This is a genomic window from Streptomyces exfoliatus, from assembly GCF_000725545.1.
GTDB classification, from domain to species: domain Bacteria; phylum Actinomycetota; class Actinomycetes; order Streptomycetales; family Streptomycetaceae; genus Streptomyces; species Streptomyces exfoliatus.
The window spans coordinates 170,953-188,758 of sequence record NZ_JNZP01000010.1 but is presented as its reverse complement, the minus strand read 5'-3'; the positions used below and the strand labels follow the sequence as shown (position 1 = coordinate 188,758).

Annotated in this window: 15 protein-coding genes; 12 read left to right on the top strand and 3 right to left on the bottom strand. The window is 72.7% G+C overall.

Going from position 1 to position 17,806, the window contains the following annotated elements:
* The first annotated feature begins 275 nt into the window (after window positions 1-275).
* Both sucC and sucD read left to right on the top strand, forming a co-directional pair.
* Complete coding sequence (gene sucC, locus IO20_RS0113000; protein ID WP_030211350.1) at window positions 276-1,454, top strand: ADP-forming succinate--CoA ligase subunit beta; 1,179 nt, start codon at window positions 276-278, stop codon at window positions 1,452-1,454.
* Window positions 1,455-1,475: 21 nt separating this feature from the next.
* A complete protein-coding gene (gene sucD / locus IO20_RS0112995) occupies window positions 1,476-2,360 on the top strand; it encodes a succinate--CoA ligase subunit alpha (RefSeq protein ID WP_030549112.1) in 885 nt (294 codons plus the stop codon).
* A 90-nt stretch (window positions 2,361-2,450) separates the two neighbouring features.
* Here sucD and IO20_RS0112990 read toward each other — a convergent pair whose 3' ends face one another.
* Window positions 2,451-3,857 carry a helix-turn-helix domain-containing protein gene (locus tag IO20_RS0112990; RefSeq protein ID WP_030549109.1) on the bottom strand — a complete coding sequence of 469 codons (1,407 nt, stop codon included), beginning with the start codon at window positions 3,855-3,857 and terminating at the stop codon, window positions 2,451-2,453.
* Window positions 3,858-3,976: 119 nt separating this feature from the next.
* Here IO20_RS0112990 and IO20_RS0112985 point away from each other — a divergent pair, with 119 nt between their 5' ends.
* Window positions 3,977-5,518, top strand: coding sequence for a cell division protein PerM (locus tag IO20_RS0112985; RefSeq protein WP_078945939.1), 1,542 nt, complete (start codon window positions 3,977-3,979; stop codon window positions 5,516-5,518).
* Window positions 5,519-5,527: 9 nt separating this feature from the next.
* Here IO20_RS0112985 and IO20_RS0112980 read toward each other — a convergent pair whose 3' ends face one another.
* The gene (locus IO20_RS0112980; RefSeq protein WP_030549105.1) at window positions 5,528-6,280 is read right to left on the bottom strand and encodes a hypothetical protein; all 753 of its coding nucleotides are present in this window, start codon (window positions 6,278-6,280) and stop codon (window positions 5,528-5,530) included.
* Between the two features lie 364 nt (window positions 6,281-6,644).
* Between IO20_RS0112980 and purN the strand changes: the two genes are divergently transcribed.
* The 3 genes from purN to IO20_RS0112965 all read left to right on the top strand — a co-directional run bounded on the left by purN (window position 6,645) and on the right by IO20_RS0112965 (window position 10,447).
* The gene (gene purN / locus IO20_RS0112975) at window positions 6,645-7,274 is read left to right on the top strand and encodes a phosphoribosylglycinamide formyltransferase (protein ID WP_030211340.1); all 630 of its coding nucleotides are present in this window, start codon (window positions 6,645-6,647) and stop codon (window positions 7,272-7,274) included.
* Window positions 7,249-8,814 carry a bifunctional phosphoribosylaminoimidazolecarboxamide formyltransferase/IMP cyclohydrolase gene (gene purH, locus IO20_RS0112970; RefSeq protein WP_030549102.1) on the top strand — a complete coding sequence of 522 codons (1,566 nt, stop codon included), beginning with the start codon at window positions 7,249-7,251 and terminating at the stop codon, window positions 8,812-8,814. Before purN ends, purH begins: the two co-directional genes overlap by 26 nt.
* Before the next feature lie 178 nt (window positions 8,815-8,992).
* Window positions 8,993-10,447 (top strand): DUF2079 domain-containing protein, encoded by a 1,455-nt coding sequence (locus IO20_RS0112965; RefSeq protein ID WP_030549099.1) that lies wholly within the window; start codon window positions 8,993-8,995, stop codon window positions 10,445-10,447.
* Between the two features lie 90 nt (window positions 10,448-10,537).
* Here the strand turns inward: IO20_RS0112965 and IO20_RS0112960 are convergent, their stop codons facing one another.
* Complete coding sequence (locus IO20_RS0112960) at window positions 10,538-11,266, bottom strand: RDD family protein (RefSeq protein ID WP_030549097.1); 729 nt, start codon at window positions 11,264-11,266, stop codon at window positions 10,538-10,540.
* A 248-nt stretch (window positions 11,267-11,514) separates the two neighbouring features.
* Here IO20_RS0112960 and IO20_RS0112955 point away from each other — a divergent pair, with 248 nt between their 5' ends.
* The 6 genes from IO20_RS0112955 to IO20_RS0112930 all read left to right on the top strand — a co-directional run bounded on the left by IO20_RS0112955 (window position 11,515) and on the right by IO20_RS0112930 (window position 17,806).
* The gene (locus tag IO20_RS0112955; protein WP_030211332.1) at window positions 11,515-12,375 is read left to right on the top strand and encodes a bifunctional methylenetetrahydrofolate dehydrogenase/methenyltetrahydrofolate cyclohydrolase; all 861 of its coding nucleotides are present in this window, start codon (window positions 11,515-11,517) and stop codon (window positions 12,373-12,375) included.
* Window position 12,376: 1 nt separating this feature from the next.
* Window positions 12,377-12,961, top strand: a complete 585-nt coding sequence (locus tag IO20_RS0112950) for a DUF3017 domain-containing protein (RefSeq protein ID WP_030549096.1) — start codon at window positions 12,377-12,379, stop codon at window positions 12,959-12,961.
* Window positions 12,962-13,194: 233 nt separating this feature from the next.
* Window positions 13,195-14,253 (top strand): helix-turn-helix domain-containing protein, encoded by a 1,059-nt coding sequence (locus IO20_RS0112945; protein WP_030549095.1) that lies wholly within the window; start codon window positions 13,195-13,197, stop codon window positions 14,251-14,253.
* A 213-nt stretch (window positions 14,254-14,466) separates the two neighbouring features.
* Entirely contained in the window at window positions 14,467-15,456 is a 990-nt protein-coding gene (locus IO20_RS0112940) for a malate dehydrogenase (RefSeq protein ID WP_030549093.1), read from the top strand.
* Window positions 15,457-15,675: 219 nt separating this feature from the next.
* Window positions 15,676-17,421, top strand: a complete 1,746-nt coding sequence (locus IO20_RS0112935; RefSeq protein ID WP_245684934.1) for a hypothetical protein — start codon at window positions 15,676-15,678, stop codon at window positions 17,419-17,421.
* The gene (locus tag IO20_RS0112930; RefSeq protein WP_030549090.1) at window positions 17,414-17,806 is read left to right on the top strand and encodes a hypothetical protein; all 393 of its coding nucleotides are present in this window, start codon (window positions 17,414-17,416) and stop codon (window positions 17,804-17,806) included. The genes IO20_RS0112935 and IO20_RS0112930 overlap by 8 nt, the downstream gene beginning before the upstream one ends.

The window sequence follows — 17,806 nt, the reverse complement described above, 5'->3', positions numbered from 1 at the left end:
GGGAGGCCAAGCGCCGCCTGCGGCGAACGCCGCACGTCCCCACCCCGCGTCCCCTACGGACGGCCCTCCGATCCCTACGGTCTGTGACCCGTATCACCGCTCTGGTGTGATCTGCGATTTAGGGACCCACGTCCCTCGGCGATAACCTGCGAGACGGACATGCCGCGTCCACGGTCACCGTGTACGCCCTCCTTGTGACAGAGCAGTCACGTTGCCCTTCGCGGCACGCCCACGCAGACAACGAACCGCGATCATCAGAAAAGGGACGGACGCGCGTGGACCTGTTCGAGTACCAGGCGAGGGACCTCTTCGCCAAGCACGGTGTACCGGTGCTGGCCGGTGAAGTCATCGACACGCCTGAGGCGGCGCGCGAGGCCACCGAGCGTCTTGGCGGCAAGTCGGTCGTCAAGGCGCAGGTGAAGGTCGGTGGCCGCGGCAAGGCCGGCGGCGTGAAGCTGGCCGCCACCCCGGACGAGGCCGTCGCTCGCGCGACGGACATCCTCGGGATGGACATCAAGGGCCACACGGTCCACAAGGTGATGATCGCGGAGACCGCTCCGGAAATCCTCGAGGAGTACTACGTCTCGTACCTCCTCGACCGCACCAACCGCACCTTCCTCGCCATGGCGTCCGTCGCCGGTGGCATGGACATCGAGGAGGTCGCCGCGACGACCCCCGAGAAGCTGGCGAAGGTGCCGGTCGACTCCAACAAGGGCGTCGACATCGTCAAGGCCCGCGAGATCGTGGCCCTGGCGCAGTTCCCGGCCGAGGTGGCCGAGAAGGTCGCCGAGGTCCTCGTGACCCTGTGGGACACCTTCGTCGCCGAGGACGCGCTCCTCGTCGAGGTGAACCCGCTGGCCAAGGTCGCCTCCGGCGACATCCTGGCCCTGGACGGCAAGGTGTCTCTCGACGAGAACGCCGACTTCCGTCAGCCCGGGCACGAGGCGCTCGAGGACAAGGCCGCAGCCAACCCGCTCGAGGCTGCCGCCAAGGCCAAGGGCCTCAACTACGTCAAGCTCGAGGGCGAGGTCGGCATCATCGGTAACGGTGCCGGTCTGGTCATGTCGACCCTGGACGTCGTCGCGTACGCCGGTGAGAACCACGGCGGCGTGAAGCCGGCCAACTTCCTCGACATCGGCGGCGGCGCTTCGGCCGAGGTCATGGCGAACGGCCTGGAGATCATCCTCGGCGACCCGGACGTCAAGTCCGTGTTCGTCAACGTCTTCGGTGGCATCACCGCCTGTGACGAGGTCGCCAACGGCATCGTCCAGGCCCTGGAGCTCCTGAAGTCGAAGGGCGAAGAGGTCACCAAGCCGCTGGTCGTGCGCCTCGACGGCAACAACGCCGAGCTGGGTCGCAAGATCCTGTCGGACGCCAACCACCCGCTGGTGCAGCGCGTGGACACCATGGACGGAGCGGCCGACAAGGCCGCCGAGCTCGCGGCTGCGAAGTAAGGGACGAGGGACACCAGAGCCATGGCTATCTTCCTCAACAAGGACAGCAAGGTCATCGTCCAGGGCATGACCGGTGCCACGGGCATGAAGCACACCAAGCTCATGCTGGGTGACGGCACCAACATCGTCGGTGGCGTGAACCCCCGCAAGGCCGGCACGACCGTCGACTTCGACGGCACCGAGATCCCGGTCTTCGGCACCGTCGCCGAGGCGATGAAGGAGACCGGCGCCAACGTCTCGGTCCTCTTCGTGCCGCCGGCCTTCGCGAAGGCCGCCGTCGTCGAGGCGATCGACGCCGAGATCCCCCTCGCCGTCGTCATCACCGAGGGCATCGCCGTCCACGACTCGGCCGCGTTCTACGCGTACGCCGTGGACAAGGGCAACAAGACCCGCCTCATCGGCCCGAACTGCCCCGGTCTCATCACCCCGGGCCAGTCCAACGCCGGCATCATCCCGGGCGACATCACGAAGCCGGGCCGCATCGGTCTGGTCTCGAAGTCCGGCACGCTGACGTACCAGATGATGTACGAGCTCCGTGACCTCGGCTTCTCGTCCGCCGTCGGCATCGGTGGCGACCCGGTCATCGGCACCACGCACATCGACGCCCTCGCGGCGTTCGAGGCGGACCCCGACACCGACCTGATCGTCATGATCGGCGAGATCGGCGGCGACGCCGAGGAGCGTGCGGCCGACTTCATCAAGGCCAACGTCACCAAGCCGGTCGTCGGCTACGTCGCGGGCTTCACCGCGCCCGAGGGCAAGACCATGGGCCACGCCGGCGCCATCGTCTCCGGCTCCTCCGGCACGGCCCAGGCGAAGAAGGAGGCCCTTGAGGCCGCGGGCGTCAAGGTCGGCAAGACGCCGACCGAGACGGCCAAGCTGGCGCGCGCCATCCTGGCGGGCTGAACGCACAGCAGCCTGACAGGCAGTACGTGAGAGGGCCCCGCCCCTCCCGGGAGACCGGGAGGGGCGGGGCCCTCTCACGTGCCGCGGCACCTACTCGGCCGTCGGGACCAGCCGCTCGGGACCCGGGTTCGGCTCGGAGCGCAGCTTGTCGCGGAGCTCCAGGTCCTCGGGGCGGAGCTTCTGCGGCCCGCCGCGCACCGGTACGCCGTTGACGGTCTCGCCGGGGGCGTTCACCGGGATGTACCGGGTCGGCGCCGTCACCGCCGTGAGGCCCGTGACCCCGATGAGGACCGCCGTCACCCCGAGCACCGCCCGGGTCCACGTGCGGGTCCGCCGCTCGCTGCCGGTCCGGACCGCGCGGGCCGCCGGGAGGGTCGCCGTCGGCGCCTCCGCGACCAGCGCGCCGAGCCGCCGGTGCAGGGCCTCGGGCTCGGCGAGCTCGGGGATCCGCTGCCCGAGGACGGTACGGGCGTGCAGCAGCCGGTTGGCGGCGGCGGGAGTGCTCGCCTCGGTCTCGGCCGCCGTCTCCGGCAGGTCGAGGCCGAGCCCGTCGTACAGCAGGACCGTACGGCGGTACGGCGGCGGTAGTTCCAGGAGCGCGGCCAGCAGCGCCCTGCGGTTCGCCTCGGTCGGCGGGGCGTCGGGGTGCTTGTGGGCGCGGCGCAGCCGGTGCCAGGGGGAGAGGGCGTACTCGTACGCGGTCGCCCGCACCCAGCCCACCGGGTCAGGGTCGACGGCGACCTCGGGCCAGTGCTCCCAGGCGTGGTGGAAGGCGTACTCGACGGACTCGCGGGAGAGCCGCCGGCGGCCGGTCAGCAGGTACGTCTGGTGGACGAGACCGGGCGCGGCGTGCGCGTACAGCGCGTCGAAGGCCTGCTCGGGGGTGAGGCCCGGTACGGCGGGAACCTCCGCCGGGACCGCCGTGGCCGGAGCTGCCGGGGCCTCGGGGGTCTCCGGAGTCGCCTTCGCCGCCGGTTTCAGCCGCTCCTGCGGTTTCGCGGGGCCCTTGCGCCCCGGGCCGGAAGCGATGGCCGGGGAGGGGGAAGGGGCCCGGGGAGGCTTGGCGGCCCGCTTGGCGGCGGCCTTGGGCCGGACGTTGCCGGAGCCGGACTGTGCCGCTCCCGGCCCCGGTGTCGCTCCTGCTCCCGGTCCCTGTCCCTGTGCCTGTGCCTGTGCCTGTGCCTGTGCCTGAGTCTCTGCCTGTGGCTGCCGCTCCGGCTGTGGCTGTGGCTTCTGCGGGGTGGACCCGTTCGGCCGTTCGGGGGAGGGCGCGGTGCCGGCCGGCTCGTGCGTGCCGAGCAGTTTCGCGTACGCCTCGCGCTTGCGGCCCCGGGGCGTCGAGCGCCCCGTCTCCCACGCCCTGACCGTGGCCTTCGTGACGCCCATGGCCTCGGCGACCTGCTCCTCGCTCAGGGCGAGGGCCTCACGCAACCTGCGCCGCTCCTTCGGGGTCGGCAGGGTGGCGGAGGGGGCGGAATCCGCGGTGCTCCGGCTCATCGGTGTCGACCTCCCGCAGAGCTGCTCTGGGCGGAAAAGTACATAAACGTATCTTGAGCGACACAACGGAGGTTTGCCTGTTACGCGGCAAAAGCGCGTGTCGTTGGGAGCATGAGCCCGTGACCCATGTGACCGAGCACCCCCTGGTCCAGGGCGGCCGTTCCACCGCGCTCGCCACCGCCTGTGTCCGCGGCGGACTCGCCGCCGGACTCGGTCTCGGCGGCCTCGCGGTCCTGGTGGTCGCGGCCTGGATCAGCTCCCCGTACCCCGACAGCGGCCCCGGCGGCGCCCTGCACCTGGCCGCCGGGCTCTGGCTGCTCGCCCACGGCGTGGACCTCGTCCGTACGGACACCCTGTCCGGCGTGCCCGCGCCGCTCGGCGTCGTCCCGCTGCTCCTCGCCGTCCTGCCCGTCTGGCTCGTCCACCGGGCCGCCCGGGACACCCTCGACGCGGGCGACGACGGCGACCGGCCCTGCCCCTCCGCGAGCGGCGCCGTCGCCGCCGTGGCCGGGGGGTATCTGCTGGTGGCCGCCGCGGTCGTGCTCTACAGCGCGAGCGGTCCGCTCCCCGCCGACCTGGCCACCGCCGGTCTGTGGATGCCGGCCGTCGTCGGGGGCGCGGCGTGCGCGGGGGCATGGACGGCGCTCGGCCGTCCGCTGCCGGGGCAGCGCGAGGCCGCCGTCGCCCTGCGCGCGGCGGGCCTCGGGCTCGTGACGCTGCTCGGCGGCGGCGCGGTCGCCGCGGCGGTGTCGCTGGCCTGGCACGCGCGCGACGCGCAGGCCGCGTACGCGGGTCTCGCGGGGGAGTGGTCGGGGCGGGTGGCGGTCCTGCTGCTCGTCCTGGCGCTGCTGCCGAACATGGCCGTCTGGGGGGCCGCGTACGGGCTCGGGTCCGGCTTCGCCGTCGGTACGGGCGCCCTCGCCACGCCCCTGGGCCTCGCGGGTGATCCGGCCGTGCCGCCCTTCCCGCTCCTGGCCGCGCTGCCCGCCGAGGGGCCCGGCGGCTGGCTGCACTGGTCCGCCGTGGCCGCCCCGCTGGCCGCCACCGTGCTCCAGGGGTGGCGCGTGGGCCGCTCGGCGCGGACCTGGGCGGCCCGGGACACGGCGCTCACGGCGCTGGGCACGGCCTGGGGCTGTGGAGTGGTCGCCGCCGTCCTCGCGGGGGCCGCGGGCGGCCCGCTCGGCGCCGGCCGGCTGTCCGCGTTCGGCCCGGTGTGGTGGCAGGCGGGCGCGGCGACGGTCCTGTGGGGGGTGTGCCTGGGTGTCCCGACGGCTCTGGGGGTACGGGCCTGGGGCCGCCGCGGCCTGCGCCCGAAGCCCTTGCGGGTGGCTCGGCCTGCGCAGGTGCCGGCTCCGGCACCGGTGGCGGCGTCCGGGTCCGCGTCCGCGCCCCCGTCCATGGCCGGCCAGGGAGCGGGCGCGGCGACCCCGGGGGCAGCGGCCTCCGCCCCGGGCGCGACCCCGGAGGCGGGTTCCGCCTCCGGCCTCGCACCCGGCTCCGTACCCCCGTCCGCCCCCGAAGGGCTCGCGTCCGGCGAGGCACGGTCGGCGTCCGACCTCGGCATCGACGACGACCCGTACGGCGATTCCGCCTTCGAGCCGTACGACTTTCTCCCGGCGGCCTGGGAACCCTCCCCGCCGCCGCCCCCGGCCGCCGGTTAGGAGCTGCTGCTACTCCCGGACCCCGAAGCCCGCGCGGAGCGGCTTCGGCAGCAGGTCGTTGCAGGCCAGCTGGCCCGCGTGGGTGAGGGCGTCGTCACGGCACTCGTAGAAGTCGCTGTAGACGAGCTGCATGGTGAAGCCCACCGCGACGATCATCAGGGCGACGCTCGCCGCGACGATGCCGCTGATCGCGGCCGTGCGCATCGAGCGGAGCGGGGTGGCCGTGGCGCCCTGGCCCGACGGGCGTCCCGAGGGCTGAGACGGTGACGCTGCGGCCGGCTGTGATGTCGGCGACACCTCGGCCGCCGCCTTCGGCTTGGCGCGCAGCGAGCTGATCCCCCAGTAGAGGCCCAGGGCGCCGAGGAGCAGCGCCAGTTCCGGGAGCTCGAAGAGGGCGAAGAAGAAGGCCCACATGCCGGCGAGGATCGCGTACCGCGCACGGCGCTGCGCCGGGTCCGTCGGGTCCCAGCGGAGCCCCTGGCGCCCGGGCCCGCCCTGACCGGAACCGCCCTGACCAGGGCCGCCCTGATCGGGTCCGCCCTCCGGCCCGCCCTGGCGCTCGGGCCCACGGCCGAAGCCGTCGTTCGAGGGGCCCGGCTGGCGCGGGCTCCAGCGGCCGTCCGACGGCCCCGACGAGTCCGGCGTCCCGGACGACTCGTCGTCCGAGCCCTCCGGTCGCCGTGGCTGCCACGGCTGATCCGGCCGGCCCTCGGGCGGCGGCGCGAACGGGTTGTTGTCGTCCGTGGACTGGCGTTCCGGCATCTGCTGAACGTCTTCCCTCTGTCGTCACGACCACGGCCGCACCCGTGGTCTCCGCTGCTGTCTCGTCTACGTGCTGCGTGCTGCGTCTGTGCTCTGCGTCGTACTTCTGTGCTCTGCGTGTGGCGCTCTGCCAGTACCGCGTGCTGCTCGTCCGATACGCCGTCCGGGTGTCCGACCGGTGCCGGCCGGAGGTGTGCGTCGGGCGTCGGACCCTGACGCTACCGCCCTGCTCCGCCCCCGTCCCGTGGGGGCCGTCCCGTGTGCCGGTATCGTTGCTGACGGTCGAGCCATTCGTAGGGTTCCCCGTATCGAGCGGCACGATTCGTTCGTACGACCGCACAAACACCACGGAAAGAGTGACCCAGTGGCTGCCGCCCGCCTCGTCGTCCTGGTCTCCGGTTCCGGTACCAATCTGCAGGCCCTCCTCGACGCCATCGCCGCGGACCCCGAGGGGTACGGGGCCGAGGTCGTCGCCGTCGGCGCGGACCGTGACGGCATCGTCGGTCTGGAACGCGCCGAACGCGCCGGGCTGCCCACCTACGTCTGCCGCGTCAAGGACCACGCCACCCGCGACGAGTGGGACCGCGCGCTGACCGAGGCGACCGCCGCCCACGAGCCGGACCTCGTCGTCTCGGCCGGGTTCATGAAGATCGTCGGCAAGGAGTTCCTCGCCCGCTTCGGCGGCCGGGTCGTCAACACCCACCCGGCCCTTCTCCCCAGTTTTCCCGGTGCCCACGGGGTGCGTGACGCCCTCGCCTACGGCGCGAAGGTCACCGGGTGCACCGTCCACTTCGTCGACGACGGTGTCGACACCGGCCCGATCATCGCCCAGGGCGTGGTCGAGGTGCGGGACGAGGACGATGAAGCCGCTCTGCACGAGCGCATCAAGGAAGTCGAGCGCTCGCTGCTCGTCGACGTCGTGGGGCGCCTCGCCCGGCACGGCTATCGCATTGAGGGACGAAAGGTTCATGTCGGTGAACACGGACACCGTTAAGCCCATCCGCCGCGCGCTGGTCAGCGTCTACGACAAGACGGGGCTCGAAGAGCTGGCCCGCGGTCTGCACGAGGCCGGTGTCGAGCTCGTCTCCACCGGCTCCACGGCCGGGAAGATCGCCGCCGCCGGTGTGCCGGTCACCAAGGTCGAGGAGCTGACCGGCTTCCCCGAGTGCCTGGACGGCCGCGTCAAGACGCTGCACCCGCGCGTGCACGCCGGCATCCTCGCCGACCTGCGCCTGGAGGACCACCGCAACCAGCTCGCCGAGCTGGGCGTGGAGCCCTTCGACCTGGTCGTCGTGAACCTGTACCCGTTCCGCGAGACCGTCGCCTCCGGCGCCACCGCGGACGAGTGCGTCGAGCAGATCGACATCGGCGGCCCGTCGATGGTCCGCGCCGCCGCCAAGAACCACCCGTCGGTGCTGGTCGTCACGGACCCGGGCGCGTACGCCGCGGTCATCCAGGCGGTCAAGGAGGGCGGCACCAACCTGGGCCTGCGCAAGCTGTTCGCCGCCAGGGCCTTCCAGCACACCGCCGCGTACGACGTGGCCGTCGCCTCCTGGTTCGCCGCCGACTACGCCGCCTCCGACGACTCGGGCTTCCCCGACTTCCTCGGCCACACGTACGAGCGCTCCAACGTCCTGCGCTACGGCGAGAACCCGCACCAGGGCGCCGCGCTCTACGTCGACGGCACGGGCGGCCTCGCCGAGGCCGAGCAGCTGCACGGCAAGGAGATGTCGTACAACAACTACACGGACACCGACGCCGCGCGCCGGGCCGCGTACGACCACACCGAGCCCTGCGTCGCGATCATCAAGCACGCCAACCCGTGCGGCATCGCGATCGGCGCCGACGTCGCGGAGGCCCACCGCAAGGCGCACGCCTGCGACCCGCTGTCCGCCTTCGGCGGCGTCATCGCCGTCAACCGCCCGGTCTCCGTCGCCATGGCCGAGCAGGTCGCCGAGATCTTCACCGAGGTCATCGTCGCCCCGGCGTACGAGGACGGCGCGGTCGAGGTCCTGGCCAAGAAGAAGAACATCCGCGTGCTCCGCGCCGACGGCGCCCCGGCCAACCCGGTCGAGGTCAAGCCGATCGACGGCGGCGCGCTGCTCCAGGTCACCGACCGCCTTCAGGCGGCGGGCGACGACCCGGCGAACTGGACCCTGGCGACCGGCGAGGCCCTGTCCGCGGAGGAGCTCGCCGAGCTCGCCTTCGCGTGGAAGGCCTGCCGCGCGGTCAAGTCCAACGCGATCCTGCTCTCCAAGGACGGCGCCTCGGTCGGCGTCGGCATGGGCCAGGTCAACCGCGTCGACTCCGCGAAGCTCGCGGTCGAGCGCGCGGGCGAGGAGCGGGCGCGCGGTGCCTACGCCGCCTCCGACGCCTTCTTCCCCTTCCCCGACGGCCTGGAGATCCTCACCGCGGCCGGCGTGAAGGCGGTCGTGCAGCCGGGCGGCTCGATGCGGGACGAGCTGGTCGTCGAGGCCGCGAAGAAGGCCGGCGTGACGATGTACTTCACGGGCACGCGCCACTTCTTCCACTGATCCACGAGTACGAGGGGCCCGTCGGTACGCACGCGCGTACCGGCGGGCCCTCCCTCGTCGGGATCAGCCGCTCATGAAGCGATCGGCCGCGAAGAGCCCGTCGGCGACAGATCCGCCGATCGGGTGGACTCTGGTCTAATGGGTTGCTCTTTTGTCGACCACTGGTAGTGGGGGCGTGGTGTTGGACGTACAGAACAGGTCCGCCGAGGAGGACGCCACCGGCAATCCCGGCGCCGCGCGCGCCGAGGAGCCGGCCGGCCTCGCACCGGCCCCGCTCCGCCCGTACCTGATCCTCGCGGGCATCCTCTGCGGCCTGTACTTCCTCTACTCCTGGGTGCAGTACGCGCACTTCCGCACCCCGTCGTGGGACCTCGGGATCTTCGGGCAGTCCGTCCGGGCGTACGCCGAGCTGCGCGCACCCGTCGTCGACATCAAGGGCCCCGGCTTCCACATACTCGGCGACCACTTCAGCCCGGTCACCGCGCTCCTCGCGCCGCTCTACTGGATCTGGCCCTCGCCGGTCGCGCTGCTGTTCGGGCAGGCCGCGCTGTTCGCCTCCGGCGCCGTCATCGTCGGCCGCACCGCCCAGCAGATCCTCGGCAGCCGGGCCGCCGGCATCGGTCTCGCCGTCGCGTACGGGCTCTCCTGGGGGATCCAGGAAGCGGTCAAGTCCGACTTCCACGAGATCGCCTTCGCCGTCCCGATGCTCGCCCTGACCTGCCGGGCCCTGCTCCTCGGACGGTGGACCGCGGCCGTCGCCTGGTCCGCGCCGCTCGTCCTCGTCAAGGAGGACATGGGCCTCACCGTGTCCATGGTCGGCGTGGTCCTCTTCCTGAAGGGGCAGAAGCGGCTGGGCGCGGCCCTGGCCGGCTTCGGCGCGGCGGCCTTCGCGCTGACCGTCCTCGTCCTGATCCCGGCGGCGAGCCGGGTCGGCGAGTACGACTACTGGTCCAAGATCGAGAAGACGGGGGAGGGGACCGAGACCTCGTTCTCGCAGGTCATCGGTGACGCCCTCACCTCCGGTGAGCGCTGGGAGATGGTGATCTTCCTGCTCGCGATCACCGGCTTCCTCGCCCTGCGCTCCCCGCTGACGCTGATCGTCCTGCCCACGCTCGGCTGGCGCTTCCTCTCCCAGGACCCCAACCACTGGGGCATGCACTGGCACTACAGCGCGATCCTGATGCCGGTGGTCTTCCTGGCCCTGGTAGACGGCGTCCGCTCGGTGCGGACCTCACCGCGCGCGTGGCTCGCCTCGTACGGGAAGGTCGTCGTCCCGGTCGCGACGGCCGTCGCGCTGGTCCTCGCCGTGAACCTGCCGCTGCGGGAGCTGCTCAAGCCGGAGACGTACCGGACGGACACCCGGACCGAGCAGGCGCGGGCGGCGGTGGACGCGGTGCCGGAGGGCGTGAGCGTGGAGGCGGACGTCTCGCTCCTCGCGCACCTCACGGCGGACCACCGGGTCTACTGGGTGGGCACGTCGAAGGGCGCCACCCCCGACTACCTCGCCTACGACCTGCGCGGCTGGTCGCAGCAGGTCTCGGACCCGGTGCAGCTGGCCACGCAACTGCACCCGGAGGCGCGGTACGAGATCGTCCACCGCTCCGAGGGCTTCGCGGTCCTCAAGCGGATGTGACCTCGCGGAGCCTTCCGCGGGAAACGGCCGAGGGCCGCCCGGCGTTGTGCCGGACGGCCCTCGGAGCGGCGGGGAACCCCGCAGGAAACGCTACTTCTTGATGACGAGCGTGCCGGCGGCACGGTCGTGCCAGCCCTGCAGCTTGCCGGAGTTGTCGAAGAACGGAGACAGGTAGACCAGGATCGCGCCGATGTAGCAGAGGAAGGCGCCGACGATCGGGATGATCCAGCGGACGAAGCCGCCGCCGAGGCCCGGCTTGCCGCCCGTGGCCTCCTTGACGACGCGGAGCCCCAGTGCCATCTTGCCGAGCGTGGCGCCGACGAAGGAGATCATCAGCCACTCGTACAGCATGGTGGCGATGCCGACCAGGGCAGCCATGCCCAGGAGGGCGGCGAAAATGCCGCTGGAGGCCTCGAGCTGCTCGTTCAGGCAGGTGTCGTAGGCGGGGGACATCTGGTCCAGGCCGGAGCAGCTCTCCGTGGCCGCGCTGCCGATGCCCAGGGCCCCGGCGACACCGATGGCGAAGAGCACCCCGACGATGGCGCCGATCGCCAGGCCGTCAATCAGACGCGCGGCGAATCGGAGACCCATCGAGGCGACCTTGACGGTGCCGAGACCGTGCACGCTGATGTAGCCGTTGTTGGCCTGAAGCGTGCCAGGCGCCTGCGGGTACGCGCCCGGCTGCTGCTGGGGGTAGCCGTAGCCCTGCTGCGGCGGGACGCCCTGCGGGGCCTGCTGCGGGTAGCCGTAACCAGGCTGCTGGCCCTGGTTCGGGTCCTGGGGCTGGCCGTAGGGGTTGTTCGGGTCGCCGAAGCTCATCGGGCGATTCCTCCGTGAATGTTCTGTGCGGGGACGACGCGGCCCGCGCGGAGGACTGTCACGGCATTGGAGCGGATTTCCCCCCGGCACTTTCCGCGGTACTTCGCCGGTCATCGTCGTCCCACCGCCGACCCCTTGTCCAGTCGGTATGCCAGGGAGTTGTGCAAGTGCAACCTGCCGTGACGTCCGGCCGGCCCTCGGAACGAGCGAATTGGAACAAGGTGGGGGTCATCCGGGAGGATGTCTCCATGAGCGCCCAGATTCTCGATGGCAAGGCCACCGCAGCCGCGATCAAGTCCGATCTGACCGTCCGTGTGGCGGCCCTCAAGGAGAAGGGCGTCACACCCGGACTCGGCACCGTCCTGGTCGGCGACGACCCGGCCAGCCAGAAGTACGTGGCCGGAAAGCACCGTGACTGCGCCCAGGTCGGCCTCGCGTCGATCCAGCGCACGCTGCCCGCCACCGCCACCCAGGAGGAGATCGAGGCGGTCGTCCGCGAGCTCAACGAGGACCCGGCCTGCACGGGCTACATCGTCCAGCTCCCGCTGCCCAAGGGCATCGACGAGAACCGCATCCTGGAGCTGATGGACCCGGCCAAGGACGCCGACGGGCTCCACCCGACCAACCTCGGCCGGCTCGTCCTCAACGAGCCCGCCCCGCTGCCCTGCACGCCGAACGGCGTCATCACGCTGCTCCGCGCGCACGGCGTGGAGATCAACGGCGCCGAGGTCGTGGTCGTCGGACGCGGTGTCACCATCGGGCGCCCGATGCCGCTCATCCTCACCCGCCGCTCCGAGAACGCGACCGTGACCCAGTGCCACACCGGCACCCGGGACCTCTCCGCGCACCTGCGCAACGCCGACATCATCGTCGCGGCGGCCGGTGTGCCCCACCTCATCAAGCCCGAGGACGTGAAGCCGGGCGCGGCCGTCCTCGACGTCGGCGTCTCGCGCAACGCCGAGGGCAAGATCCTCGGTGACGTCCACCCGGACGTCGCCGAGGTGGCCGGCTGGATCTCCCCGAACCCCGGCGGTGTCGGCCCGATGACCCGCGCCCAGCTCCTCGTCAACGTCGTCGAGGCCGCGGAGCGCGCGGCCGCGGCGCTCTGAGGTGACCTCCGGGACCCCGGGCACCCCGGGGACTCCGCGGACCCCTGGGGCCCCCGGGACCTCTGGGAAGCCGGACGCCACGGGGGCCGCGGCCGGAGCCGAGGTCGAGGGTGACGCCGAGGGCGCAATCGAGGCGGCGGCCTCGGCCGGTACCCCGACCGGCGCTTCCGGCTCCGCCGCCCCCGGCGGGCCGCGGCGGCGGCCTCCCACCGTCACGACCGACACCGCACGGCCCGAGGGCGGCGGTCGGGCGGCCCCCGGCGACGCCCCGGCGCCCGCGCGCCAGTGGCCGCTGATCACCGTGCTCGGTCTCGCCGGACTCGGGCTGCTCGTGGTGGGCACGGACCCGTTCCCCGAGGCCTTCCGGATCGGCGCGATCCTCGTCGGGGCCGCGCTCCTGGTGGGGGCCGCGATGCGCCGGGTGCTGCCCTCCGTGGGCATGCTGGCCGTACGGTCCCGCTTCACGGACATGATCACGTACGGGGTGATGGGCGGCCTGATCGTGCTGCTCGCGCTCATGGTGCAGCCGAAGCCCTGGCTGCGGATCCCGTTCCTGGAGGACGTCCTCCACCTGACGGTGACCTGAGGTCTTTCCGCCCCGCGGAACGTCGGGCGCGGCGCCCGCCCTCTCCCCCGTGGGAGGGCGGGCGCCGCTGTGATCAAGGGTCATGTACGTGCCAAGCCGGTTCAAGGCCCGTCGGCGCGCTGTGGCACGGAAGTGACCATTCCGGTACCTCGGCTCCGCATCCGGGGGACGCGTCGCCCCAGGACCTGCCATCCTTCGGGAGTCGAGGGACCACGGGACAAGGGGGACCGCACATGCCTGGCTGGAAGGCGCTGCCGGACGAACTCGACCCGGACGTCGCCGCGTTCACCGAGCGGCTCCGTCGGCTGATCGACCGCAGCGGTCTCGCCGTCACCGCCGTCGCCGAACGCACCGGACACGAACGGTCGGCCTGGGACGCGTATCTGAACGGCCGTCTGCCCGCCCCCCGAAGCGCCGTCGTCGCACTCGCCGAGGTGGCCGGAAGCGACCCGGCGGCCCTCGCGACGGACTGGGAGCTCGCGGAGCGCGCCTGGAGCCGGGGGCGGGCAGGTGACGTGGCGCGCGACGTCGCCCGCAGCGGGGCGCGTGACGCGGAGCCCGGTGGGGGGCGGGACGCGGAGCCCGGTGGGGCGCGTGACGCGGAGCCCGGTGAGGGTGATCGCACCATGCGGATCCGGCGCCTCGACCGGCCCGAACCGGCGGTGACTTCCGCGGCGGCGGCGCCCGCGCCCCGACCCCGTACCGCCGATGCGCACGCCTCCGCTCCCACCCCTGCCCCCGCCTCCGACCCCGCCTCCCGGCGGCAGTCCGTCCTGCTCTCCGTCGCCGGGGTCCTCGGCGCCCTGCTCGTCGTCACCGCCGCCCTGCTCCTCGTCGACCTGGGCGGCTCCGACGGCGGAGGCGGCGACGGCGGTGACGGCCGGGCGGCCGCGCCGCCCACGACGAGCGCCCCGCCCGCCACGCCGCGCGCCGACCTCCCCGCGGGGGTGATGTGCGCGGGATCCGACTGCGCCGGCCGGGACCCCGAGGAGATGGGCTGCGGCGGACCCCTCGCCACCACCGTCGCCCGTACCCGCGTGGGCGCCGCGCAGATCGAGGTCCGCTACAGCGACACCTGCGCGGCGGCCTGGGCCCGGATCACCGGGGCCGCCCCCGGCGACGCCGTGACCGTCGAGGCCGCGGGCGCCGTGCGACGCGCCGCCGTCACCCCCGGCACCGGCGCCCAGCCGGACACCGACGCGTATACGCCGATGGTCGCCGTCGGCTCCGGCGCCGACGCGCGGGCCTGCGCGACGCTCGCCGACGGCAGCCAGGGCTGTACGACCGACTGACGGGCCGCCACCCGGTCGGACGGGTGGCAGTGAGCCGGACCACAAGCGGGTGGGGGTTCGGGAGGCCCCGGGTCGGATAGCCTGACCGCTGGATATCTCTTCACGTCGAGACACCGATCGATCACAGCGATCGATCGTCGATCGTCGATCACGAAGGGACGTCCGGAACCCGGGGCAGGGACCCCCACCGCCAGCTGTCTTACGGAGATCGCCATGACCCGCACTCCCGTGAATGTCACCGTGACCGGCGCGGCCGGCCAGATCGGCTACGCGCTGCTCTTCCGCATCGCCTCCGGCCACCTGCTCGGCGCGGACGTGCCGGTCAAGCTGCGCCTCCTCGAGATCCCGCAGGGCGTCAAGGCCGCCGAGGGCACCGCCATGGAGCTCGACGACTGCGCGTTCCCGCTGCTCAAGGGCATCGACATCTTCGACGACCCGAACCAGGGCTTCGAGGGCGCCAACGTCGCGCTGCTCGTCGGCGCCCGCCCGCGTACCAAGGGCATGGAGCGCGGTGACCTGCTCGCCGCCAACGGCGGCATCTTCAAGCCGCAGGGCAAGGCCATCAACGACCACGCCGCGGACGACATCAAGGTCCTCGTCGTCGGCAACCCGGCCAACACCAACGCCCTGATCGCCCAGGCCGCCGCCCCGGACGTGCCGGCCGAGCGCTTCACCGCGATGACCCGCCTGGACCACAACCGCGCGCTCTCGCAGCTGGCGGCCAAGACCGGTGCGTCCGTCGAGGACATCAAGCGCCTCACCATCTGGGGCAACCACTCGGCGACCCAGTACCCGGACATCTTCCACGCGGAGATCGCCGGCAAGAACGCCGCCGAGGTCGTCAACGACGAGCAGTGGCTGGCCGACACCTTCATCCCGACCGTCGCCAAGCGCGGCGCCGCGATCATCGAGGCGCGTGGCGCGTCCTCGGCCGCCTCGGCCGCCAACGCCGCCATCGACCACGTCCACACGTGGGTCAACGGCACCGCCGCGGGCGACTGGACCTCCATGGGCATCCCGTCGGACGGCTCCTACGGCGTCCCGGAGGGCCTCATCTCCTCCTTCCCCGTCACCTGCACCGACGGCACGTACGAGATCGTCCAGGGCCTGGAGATCAACGACTTCTCGCGCGGCCGCATCGACGCCTCCGTGGCCGAGCTGGCCGAGGAGCGCGACGCGGTCCGCGAGCTCGGCCTCATCTGAGCCACGACCGACGCGAGTCCGGGTCTCCTCGGCAGAGGCTGACGCGAGCCCGGCTCCACACTCTCGGCGCCCCCGGGACGTACGACCGACCGTACGTCCCGGGGGCGCCGTTCCACGTGCCGACAACGAACACCCCGGCCCCGACCTCCCCTATGCTGGCCCACCGGTTCGCGGCAACTGAGCCCCGGACCGGGTCGGTTACTCACCATCGGGGGAGCCTTGACACAGTCGTCCGTACCGCAACAGCCCGGCCGGCCGCCCCACGCGCCGTCGGCCGTCGACCCGCGCCGGTTACCCGCCTCCAGCGAGGCGACCCGGCTGCTCTGCGCCGGCACGTACCTCGACGACGGATTCCGTGACGCCGTCATCGACCAGCTGTACGTCCACGAGGAGCGTTTCGCCGCCCCCTCGCTCGGCTTCGACGCGAGCCGCGTCCTCGCCCACGCGCTGCGCGCCCGCCGCGTCGAACTCGGCTGGGCCCTCGGGATCCTGGCCCTCTGGATCGTCGCGCTCCCGCTCACCAAGGGCATGATCGCCCTTCTGATCGCGCCGTTCCTGGTCCTTGCCCTGGCCCGCTGGGTCCGCGGCCGGTCCGCTGCCGCCCCCGTCTACCGCCGCGTCCCCGCCTTCATCCTGCGCTGGTACGGCCGGATCATGCTCCTCCAGGCCGTCCTGCTCCTCTTCTTCCTCGCCGTCGGCGACGACGACTCCGCCGGAGGGCTCCTCGGCGACCTCTTCGAGGCGAGCGAGTTCCTCGGCTTCGCGGTCGGCCTCGCCTCCCAGGGGATGTGGGGCATCGGGCCGCTGGAGGTGTGGATCACCATCGCCGTGCCGCTGCTCGTGGCCTGGGCGGTGGCCACCCAGCAGGGCCAGTTCGCCCGCGCGCTCACGCAGGAGCTGTCCCGGGAGCGCTTCCCCGACCAGCAGTCCGACCCGGCCGAGCAGGCCCAGGGCGTCCGCTCCCGGCGACTGCGCGACCGGATCCGGGTCGAACAGCACGCCCGGCTCATCATGTACGGCGCCGACGACCCGTTCCGCGGCGCCGGCGAGCCCTACGAGCCCTGGTCGCTCTCCGTCGAACTGCGGCCCCGCAAGAACCTGGACGGCAAGGCGCCCGAACCGCTCGACAACAGCGCCATCATGCGGCACGTCGTCCCGCTCGTGGAGGCACTGCGCGTGCCCTCGCCGCACGGCTCCCCGCAGGCCCGGGCCGCCGTACGGGACCGGCTGCGCGAGCTGGAGATCGACGAGGTCGTCTTCCTTCCGGTCGACGGACTCCCGGCCCGCGAAGCCGCCCCGTACAGCCCCGAGGGCTTCGAGGCGCACCGCTCCGGCTCCATCGAGGAGGGCGGCGAGACCCGCAGGCACTTCCTGCGCATCAGGGTCGGCGGCTGGGGCGAGGAGGTCGTCACCACCGTCTTCGTCCGCGTCCACACGCAGGGCGGGATGCTGATGCTGGAAGTGGCACCGCACGTGCTCCGGCCGGTGAAGCCGCTCTACCGGTACGCCGACCGGTACGCCCACCGCTACCGGCACAACCACCACTTCGGCAAGGCCGTCTGGGCGCTGGGCCAGACCCCGCGCTCCGCGGGCCAGGCCCTGGTCACGCTCGGCCGCTCGATCGGCCACGGCTGGCGGCTGCTCACCGGGGGCCACACCAACGCGCTGCCCGAGGGACCCGCGGTCTCCGTCCGCGAGCTGGGCTCCGACGACGAGGCCTCGCTCTTCCAGGAGATGGACGCCAGCCGCTACCTCAAGAGCGTGCAGGACCGGGTCGCCAACGGCGTGACGGTCGCGCTGCGCGAAGCCGGTTACGAGACCGCCGAGTTCGAGCAGAGGATCGTGCACGTCGCCGAGGGCGCCACGTTCATCGAGAACACCAAGGGCAACGTGACCATCGGCAACCACAACACCGTCACCAACAAGACCTTCACCACCGACACGACCGGAGGAATCCGTGGCTGAGACCGGGAACCGCACCCCTGACGACCGCGCTCCTGGCGGCATCCACGTCACCAACACCGGGGGCAGCGTCACCATCGGCGACCACAACACCGTCACCCACACGGTGAACGGCACGCAGCCGGCCCGCGACCCGCGCCAGGAGGAGCTGCTCCAGGCCATCCGCCGGCTCCGCGCCGACCTCGGCGGTGTCGTCCCCTCCGAGCAGACGACCGCCCTGGACGCCGAACTCTCCGACGCCGAGGACGAGATCGAGGGCACGGGACGGGCCGACGGGACGCGACTGGCCCGGCTGCGCAGGGCCCTCACCGACGCGGGCGCGGTGACCGGGATCCTCGCCTCCGGGGTGGCCGTCGGGCAGGCCGTCGGCAGCCTGCTCGGAGGGTGA

Excerpts from the sequence above, each read along its gene's own strand:
- sucD (WP_030549112.1), top strand. The coding sequence starts at position 1,476 with ATGGCTATCTTCCTCAACAAGGACAGCAAGGTCATCGTCCAGGGCATG.
- IO20_RS0112940 (WP_030549093.1), top strand. The coding sequence starts at position 14,467 with ATGACCCGCACTCCCGTGAATGTCACCGTGACCGGCGCGGCCGGCCAG.
- IO20_RS0112955 (WP_030211332.1), top strand. The coding sequence starts at position 11,515 with ATGAGCGCCCAGATTCTCGATGGCAAGGCCACCGCAGCCGCGATCAAG.
- IO20_RS0112960 (WP_030549097.1), bottom strand. The coding sequence starts at position 11,266 with ATGAGCTTCGGCGACCCGAACAACCCCTACGGCCAGCCCCAGGACCCG.
- IO20_RS0112945 (WP_030549095.1), top strand. The coding sequence starts at position 13,195 with ATGCCTGGCTGGAAGGCGCTGCCGGACGAACTCGACCCGGACGTCGCC.
- purH (WP_030549102.1), top strand. The coding sequence starts at position 7,249 with ATGTCGGTGAACACGGACACCGTTAAGCCCATCCGCCGCGCGCTGGTC.
- IO20_RS0112980 (WP_030549105.1), bottom strand. The coding sequence starts at position 6,280 with ATGCCGGAACGCCAGTCCACGGACGACAACAACCCGTTCGCGCCGCCG.
- IO20_RS0112990 (WP_030549109.1), bottom strand. The coding sequence starts at position 3,857 with ATGAGCCGGAGCACCGCGGATTCCGCCCCCTCCGCCACCCTGCCGACC.